This is a genomic window from Reichenbachiella sp., from assembly GCF_965233835.1.
In the GTDB taxonomy this organism is placed as follows: Bacteria; Bacteroidota; Bacteroidia; order Cytophagales; family Cyclobacteriaceae; genus Reichenbachiella.
The window spans coordinates 1,872,512-1,880,000 of sequence record NZ_OZ247585.1; the positions used below are offsets into that span (position 1 = coordinate 1,872,512).

Below are 7,489 nucleotides of genomic sequence, written 5' to 3' on the forward strand. Positions count from 1 at the left end.
ATGAAAAATAAAATAGCAATATTGGGAGTAGCTTCTGCACTGGTTGCAGTAATACTCGCAGCATGTTCTGAACAATTAGAACAAGACGTAAATGGAGTGTCGTCTATTGAGACATTCTACGCTACAGATGATGACGCACAATTAGCCATCGTAGCAACATATGATATGCTTACAGCAGATAATTTATTTGACTGGGCCAGCCCTACTTTCATCAAAACATTACCTTCTGATGAAGGTACTGCTGGTGGTGGTGGTAGCACGGATCAGCCTCGTTATCAGCAGCTGGACAATTATACTTGGGATAGTTCAAACCCTGCAGTTCAAGCAACATGGCAGGTGAATTACTATGGTGTATTTAGAGCCAATATGATCATTGAAAATTTGGAGCCAGAAAATGCATTGAGAGAGAGAATCATTGGAGAAGCAAAGGCGTTGAGAGCGTATTACTATCTTGAACTAGTTACTCAATTTGGAGATATTCCTTTGGTTTTGCAAGGATTGGAACCATCCGAGTTTAACCAGGCAAGAGTGCCAAAGGCAGATATTTATGCTCAAATTGAAACTGATTTGAATGATGCGGTAGCCGCTCTTCCTCACAAAAGCGATTACTCTGATGCAGATAAGTTCAGAATGTCTAAAGGTACTGCGAATGCATTGCTAGGTAAAGTTTTGCTTTATCAAGGAAGGTTTGCTGAAGCAGCTACTGCTTTTGATAATGTAACAGGATACTCTTTGGTTGATAACTATGCTGATGTATTTACTGAAGCGCAAGAGTTTGGAGATGAGTCTATTCTTGAAGCATCATTTTCATCTCAAGTACCCTATGATTGGAATTATCCTTGGGGAACCAGATTTGAAAATAACTTGCACGTGCAGCTGATGGGTGCCAGAGCAGGATCTACTCCTGAACTTGGTCTAATAGCTGGTTGGGGATTCAACTATCCTTCTGAAAAACTATGGGATGCTTTCAATGCCATGGGAGATACAGAAAGAAGAGATGCGACGATGTTCTCTGAGCAGCAGTACCTTAGCTATAAGAGTACTGATCCGAATTTCGACGGAAGTACTTGGTGGGATTATAACAGATATTTCAGATTGAAGTATGGATCTTACGATGCGGAAACTAATCAGGATGGTGCTCCAAAAGAGTTGAACTATGGTACTAACTGGAGATTGATCAGATATTCTGATGTGCTGTTGTTGAGTGCCGAAGCTAAGTTGCAAAGTGGTGACGATGCTGGCGCCTTAGCTGATGTCAATCAGGTAAGAGCTAGAGCGGGTCTGGCTGGCCTTGGTTCTGTTACTTTGCAAGATATCATTGCAGAAAGATTTGTTGAGTTGGCTTTTGAAGGTCACAGATACTTCGATCTAATCAGATGGGGTGAGACTATTGCAAATGCTGAACTAGGTGTGCAAGTGCCGGCTACATTTACTGATGGAGATCCAGCACATTATGGTGACAACTTCGATTATGCCAAGCATCAGCTATTTCCAATTCCTAATTCGGACATTGCTGCGGCTACTAACATGACTCAAAATCCTGGATACTAATCGTTTGGGATTGATAATATAAAATGTTTATTCAAAGGCCGCCTTTAGCTTTAAGGGTGGCCTTTGTTTTTGTAAATTGAACGGTAAATGAAAAGATACATAGGACTTCTAATAGGAATGGTCAGCCTCTTCTCTTGTGAGGAAAAGACAACAACTCAAAACCAAAAAATATTTGAAGCTATTTCGCCCGCGCAGTCAAGCATTGATTTTTCAAATGATCTAATCGTTAATGACTCAATCAATTTTTTTAAATATGGATATTACTATATGGGAGGTGGAGTATCCATTGGCGATGTGAATGATGATGGTCTTCAAGACGTGTACTTCACAGGCAACCGAGTCAAAAACAAACTCTATCTAAACAAAGGCAATCTACAATTCGAAGATATCACCAACATAGCAGGAGTGGCAGCAGACAACCGCTGGATCACCGGAGTAGCCATGCACGATGTCAATGCCGATGGACTCATGGATATATCGATATCGGTAGCTGGTATCTGGAGTTCTACAAAAAATATTCTTTACATCAACCAAGGTCTTAATGATCAAGGTATTCCAACATTCAAAGACGAAGCTGAGGATCGAGGTGTTGCGGATGAAGGGCTTTCGATTCAGACGGCGTTTTTTGATGCCGATCAGGATGGAGACATCGATATGTATGTGGCAAACTATGAGCAAACATCTTTTGGTACTTTGATTCCTGAATACAAAAAGAAGGTAGACAATCCGAAATGGGAATCTTCTGATCATCTATACATCAATGATGGCTCTGGCTATTTCTCTGACGGCACTGAGGCAGCTGGTATGTTGAACTTTGGATTGGCAGTGGGAGTTTTGGCTTCTGATTTCAACAATGATAATCTGACTGATCTATATGTGTCGAACGATTTTAACACTCCAGACAACTTCTATTTCAATAATGGAGATGGCACATTTACGGACCTTTCAAAAGAGACTATGCAACATACTTCCTTTTATGGCATGGGAGTAGACGCTGCCGATATTAATAATGATGGCTTGATGGACTTCACTCAGATGGACATGACACCAGCTGATAACTTCAGGTCTAAAGCAAATATGGCAAGCATGGACATTGATGGTTTTTGGCAAAATGTAAATGCTGGATTTCATCATCAGTACATGTACAATACGCTTCAATTGAATCAGGGAATAAAACCAGATGGGAAACCGTTTTTTGCAGACGTGGCAAAAATGTCCGGTATCGATAAAACGGACTGGAGCTGGGCATGCCTCTTTGCAGATTATGATAATGATGGCTTGAATGACTTGTACGTCACCAATGGAACCCGGCGTGACATTAATAACAAAGACTTCTTTAAATGGATGGATCGGCTCGATATTAAGATGAAGATCAAGTATAAGGAACTGACGTTTGCTGAGGTCACCGAAAAACTACCCTTCAAAAGAATTGATAATTACATTTTTAAGAACCTAGATGGTCAGCAGTTTGAACGGACTAATGAAGATTGGGGAATTCAATTTGAAGGTTTTTCTAATGGAGCTGCCTATGCAGACTTGGATAATGATGGAGATATTGAATTAGTTATTAATAATATTGACTCGGCTGCCTCTATCTATAAAAACCTTAGCGTAGAGAATGGAAACAAAAACTTTATTAAGGTCAAGCTAAAAGGAAACGAAAAGAATCCTCTAGGTCTTGGAGCCAAGATCAAGTTGTATACGGATAATGGAATTCAATACAAAGAGCACACTTTGGTTCGAGGGTATCAATCTTCCGTTGAGCCAACTATTCATTTTGGTGCTAATGGTCAGCCTTTAAAACTTGAAGTCACGTGGCCAGATGGTAAAGTAACCGTTGTAAACGATATCAAAATAGGAGAAGCCATTTCTGTTGAGGCGAATGAAGCAGCAGAAAGCACCGGTGACGAGGTTGAAGACTTAAAACTATTTGAGGAAACCTCTATCCAAGGACTGGATAACTATGTGAATACAGAAAATGACTTTGATGATTTCTATTACCAGATTTTGTTACCACACAGAATGTCGCGATTGGGTCCGGCAGTAGCCAAAGGAGATATCAATCAAGATGGATTGGAAGACTTGTTTATTGGTGGTGCTATGAATATACCAAGTCAGTTATTCATTCAGCAGGCGGATGGGACATTTTCAACTTCTGATTTCATGCCTGCTGATAGCATCTACGAAGATGTTTCAGCCGTGTTCTTTGACGCAGACAATGATCAAGATTTGGATTTGTTTGTAGTAAGCGGAGGCAACGATGCAGAAGAAGGGTCAGATCTATATATGGATAGACTCTACATTAATGAGTCTGGCGTATTTACGAAGAGCGAGGTCTTGCCAGATTACCTAGTAAGCGGAGGTGTCGCACTTCCGTTCGATTACGATGAGGATGGTGATATGGATTTGTTTATTGGTGGCCGGCAGCTAGAGAGAAAATATCCGCTACCTGTTTCTAGTTATTTGTTAGAGAACGTATCCGAAGAGGGCAACGTGAAATTTGAACTCAATGAGCAATCTGCTTTCAATGAATTGGGAATGGTCACTGATGCGACTTGGTTAAATGACGGCCAACTGGTAATAGTGGGAGAATGGATGCCAATTTCTATATTTTCATTCGATGGTCAGTCATTTGTAAACCAAACTGAAAATTATGGATTAAGTGAAACGGTAGGTTGGTGGAACACTGTGGAGAAAGCAGATTTTGATGGAGATGGAGATGAAGATTTAGTTGTTGGTAACTTAGGAACCAACTATAAGTATCAGGCCACACCAGAAGAAACCTTCGATATATACGTAGATGATTATGATGCTAATGGTAATATTGATATTGTACTGAGTTATTACCAAGACGAGAGACAGTTTCCAGTCCGGGGCATGCAGTGTAGCTCTCAGCAGATTCCTGATATCAGCAAAAAATACAAAAACAAATACAACGCTTTCGCTCAAGCTACGCTGTCAGATATCTATGGTGACCAGCACTTAGAAAATAGTTTGCATTATAAAGTGCAAGATTTCTCTAGTGTTTATATGGAAAATTTAGGGGGAGACTTTGGTATGACTCCGTTGCCATTTGAAGCACAAACTTCTTCCTTCAACACCATGGAAATTGCTGACTTCAATGGAGATGGTAATCTGGATATTCTGGCAGGAGGTAATCAATTCAACTCAGAAGTAGAAACTCCAAGAAACGATGCTTGCTACGGTTGGCTATTTGCCGGGAATGGAAAGGGAGAGTTTGCTTATGTGAACTACAATCAATCTGGCTTATACATTCCATATGATATTAGACATGTGGTCAGGCTTGCTGGAAAGGATTCCCATGCGACTGCTTTTGTTTCAAATAGTGCGCCAATGGTGGTTTATCGAGAAGGTAAATGAGAAAATTGTTATACATAGTTTGGGCACTATGGTTTTTGGTTTCGTGTAGCGAAGATGTTGATCGACGGACAGCTTCGACCATCAAAATGGCTATGGAGTTGGATACATTAGCACAAAAGGCTAGGCAAAACAACAACTATCCCTATTTTACAGACAACCTACTCCGCAAGTTAGAGATCAATGTAAAGGGATTGCCCTATAGCATGCGCTCTGGGCAATGGTTGGATTATGTATTGGTGCTGCTTTTAAAAGGAGATAATGACAAATGTATTGAGGTTATTGATAAGTACTTAGCAGGCAATAGCTTCGATAAAGTGAATGTCCAGAGTTTGGACTTCTTTAAAGTAAAGGCATTGGCTTATTTACGAAAAGGAGAAATTGAAAATTGCATCCAAAACCACTCGGGACAATCTTGTATCATGCCCATCAAGGGCGAGGGGATTCACATTAAAACCAGTCCCGTAGAAAATGCTATTGAAGTCTATGAAAAACTATTGACTTACGATTCTACAGACATGCAATCCAGATGGTTCCTGAATTTGTGTTACCAGGCCGTAGGCAAATATCCAGAGGCCGTACCCAATCAATTCCTTATTCCTCCAAGCGCTTTCGAGTCAGAACTAGATTTTCCAGTGTTTCCAAATTTAAGTATAGAAACAGGAGTGGATTTAAACAACCATGCGGGAGGGGCTAGTATTGAAGACTTTAATAATGATGGGCAGCTGGATATCTTCACTACTTCTTACAGCTTAGGCGAACAATCGACCTTGTATATAAATGATGGTCAAGGAAGTTTCATTGACAGTACCAAGCATTATGGTTTAAAGGGCATGGTCGGGGGGCTCAATAATATCCATGCAGACTTCAACAACGATGGACTCACTGATATCTACATCATGCGTGGAGCTTGGTTATCTACTAACGGTTTGGTGCCGAACTCTCTATTGATAAATAATGGGGGGTATTTCTCAGACGAGACCAAGGCAGCTGGCCTGTATCAAAAACAACCCACCGGAACTGTGGCAGCTGCTGACTTTAATTTGGACGGGCATCTGGATTTATTCGTAGGAAATGAGTCCTCTGGCCGAAGAGCCATTTTCCCTTGTCAACTGTATATGAATAATGGCGATGGCACATTTACTGATTTGGCAAAAAAACTGGATTTAGAAATCAATCAGTTTGTAAAAGGTGCTACCTGGGGAGATGTTAATAATGACGGTTGGCCTGATTTGTACCTGTCTATCTATGGTCGTAACAACCTGCTTTATATTAATAGAGGAGGAACCAGTTCAGCGAACTGGGTTTTTGAGCAGTTGGCTGGTTCGGCTGGAGTGAGCGAACCTATCATGAGCTTTCCTACATGGTTTTGGGATTATGATCAGGACGGGTGGCAGGATATTCTGGTGATTGGTTATGATAACCGTGAGTCGCATCTGATTGCCAGTGAAGTAGCTAAAGACTATTTGGAGGAAGCATTCAAAGGAGAGACTCCAAGATTGTATAGGAATAACGGAGATGAAACTTTTACTGACGTAACTGAAGAAGTTGGATTAGATAGATTGCTATATGCTATGGGCGGCAATTTTGGTGATCTTAATAATGATGGTTATCCAGATTTCTATTTAGGTACTGGTGAGTTCAATATTTGGGCATCTGTTCCGAATCGAGCTTTCTTAAATATAAAAGGAGAGGGATTCGCAGATGTAACGACCGCGGGTGAGTTTGGACAAATTCAAAAAGGGCACGGTGTGGCTTTCGGAGATTTAGACAATGACGGAGATCAGGATATCTATCATCAAGTAGGAGGCGCTGCAGAAAGTGATGTCTTTCAAAACATGCTTTTTCAGAATCCTGGATTTCAAAGCAAATGGTTGACTTTAGAATTGGAAGGTACTACAGCCAACCGCTCGGCTATAGGCGCTAAAATAGAAGTCCATTTGAGAATGCCTTCAGATAGATTAAGAGTGGTGTATCATTATGTCGGAACAGGCGGGTCATTTGGAGCCAACGCATTGAGAGCAGAAATCGGCTTAGGAGATGCCTTAAAAATTGATAAAGTAATCATCTGCTGGCCAGATCGCCAGCAATCCATTCAAGAATTGGAGCATGTCGATATGAATCAATTCTATAAAATTAAGCAAGGAGAAATGCCTCAAGTCATCTCTCTTCAGCCATTGAATTTAAAATCAAAATCCAACCATGAACATCATCATTAAACTAATAGTCCTTCTGTGCATTTCAAGTGTTAGTCTTGCTCAGAGTGGATACGAGCTCGTCTGGTCAGATGAATTTGACTACACAGGTTTACCAGACGAAAATAAGTGGAGCTATGACGTAGGAGATGGATGTCCTAATGTCTGTGGATGGGGGAATAATGAATTGGAGTATTATACTGAAAACAGACTTGAAAACGCCAGGGTAGAAGATGGACATTTGATCATCACTGCTATCAAAGAGAAAATGAACACTAAACATTACAGTTCCGCCAGGTTGGTAACAAGAGAGAAAGGAGATTGGACTTATGGTAGGGTAGAAGTCAAAGCTAAATTACCTACCG

Annotated in this window: 4 protein-coding genes (1 of these 4 only partly in view); all 4 read left to right on the forward strand. The window is 40.7% G+C overall.

All coding sequences use genetic code 11. The features are described 5' to 3' along the window. Window positions 1–1,551 carry a RagB/SusD family nutrient uptake outer membrane protein gene (locus tag ACO6S2_RS08120; protein WP_422361999.1) on the forward strand — a complete coding sequence of 517 codons (1,551 nt, stop codon included), beginning with the start codon at window positions 1–3 and terminating at the stop codon, window positions 1,549–1,551. Window positions 1,552–1,638: 87 nt separating this feature from the next. Continuing rightward, window positions 1,639–4,932, forward strand: coding sequence for a VCBS repeat-containing protein (locus tag ACO6S2_RS08125; protein ID WP_422362000.1), 3,294 nt, complete (start codon window positions 1,639–1,641; stop codon window positions 4,930–4,932). Then, window positions 4,929–7,148 carry a CRTAC1 family protein gene (locus ACO6S2_RS08130; protein WP_422362001.1) on the forward strand — a complete coding sequence of 740 codons (2,220 nt, stop codon included), beginning with the start codon at window positions 4,929–4,931 and terminating at the stop codon, window positions 7,146–7,148. Before ACO6S2_RS08125 ends, ACO6S2_RS08130 begins: the two co-directional genes overlap by 4 nt. Then, a protein-coding gene (locus tag ACO6S2_RS08135) for a family 16 glycosylhydrolase (RefSeq protein ID WP_422362002.1) crosses the window boundary here: on the forward strand, window positions 7,132–7,489 show its 5' portion. Its footprint extends 704 nt past the window's final position; only the first 358 of its 1,062 coding nucleotides appear in the window; its start codon is at window positions 7,132–7,134; its stop codon lies beyond the right edge, outside the window. Before ACO6S2_RS08130 ends, ACO6S2_RS08135 begins: the two co-directional genes overlap by 17 nt.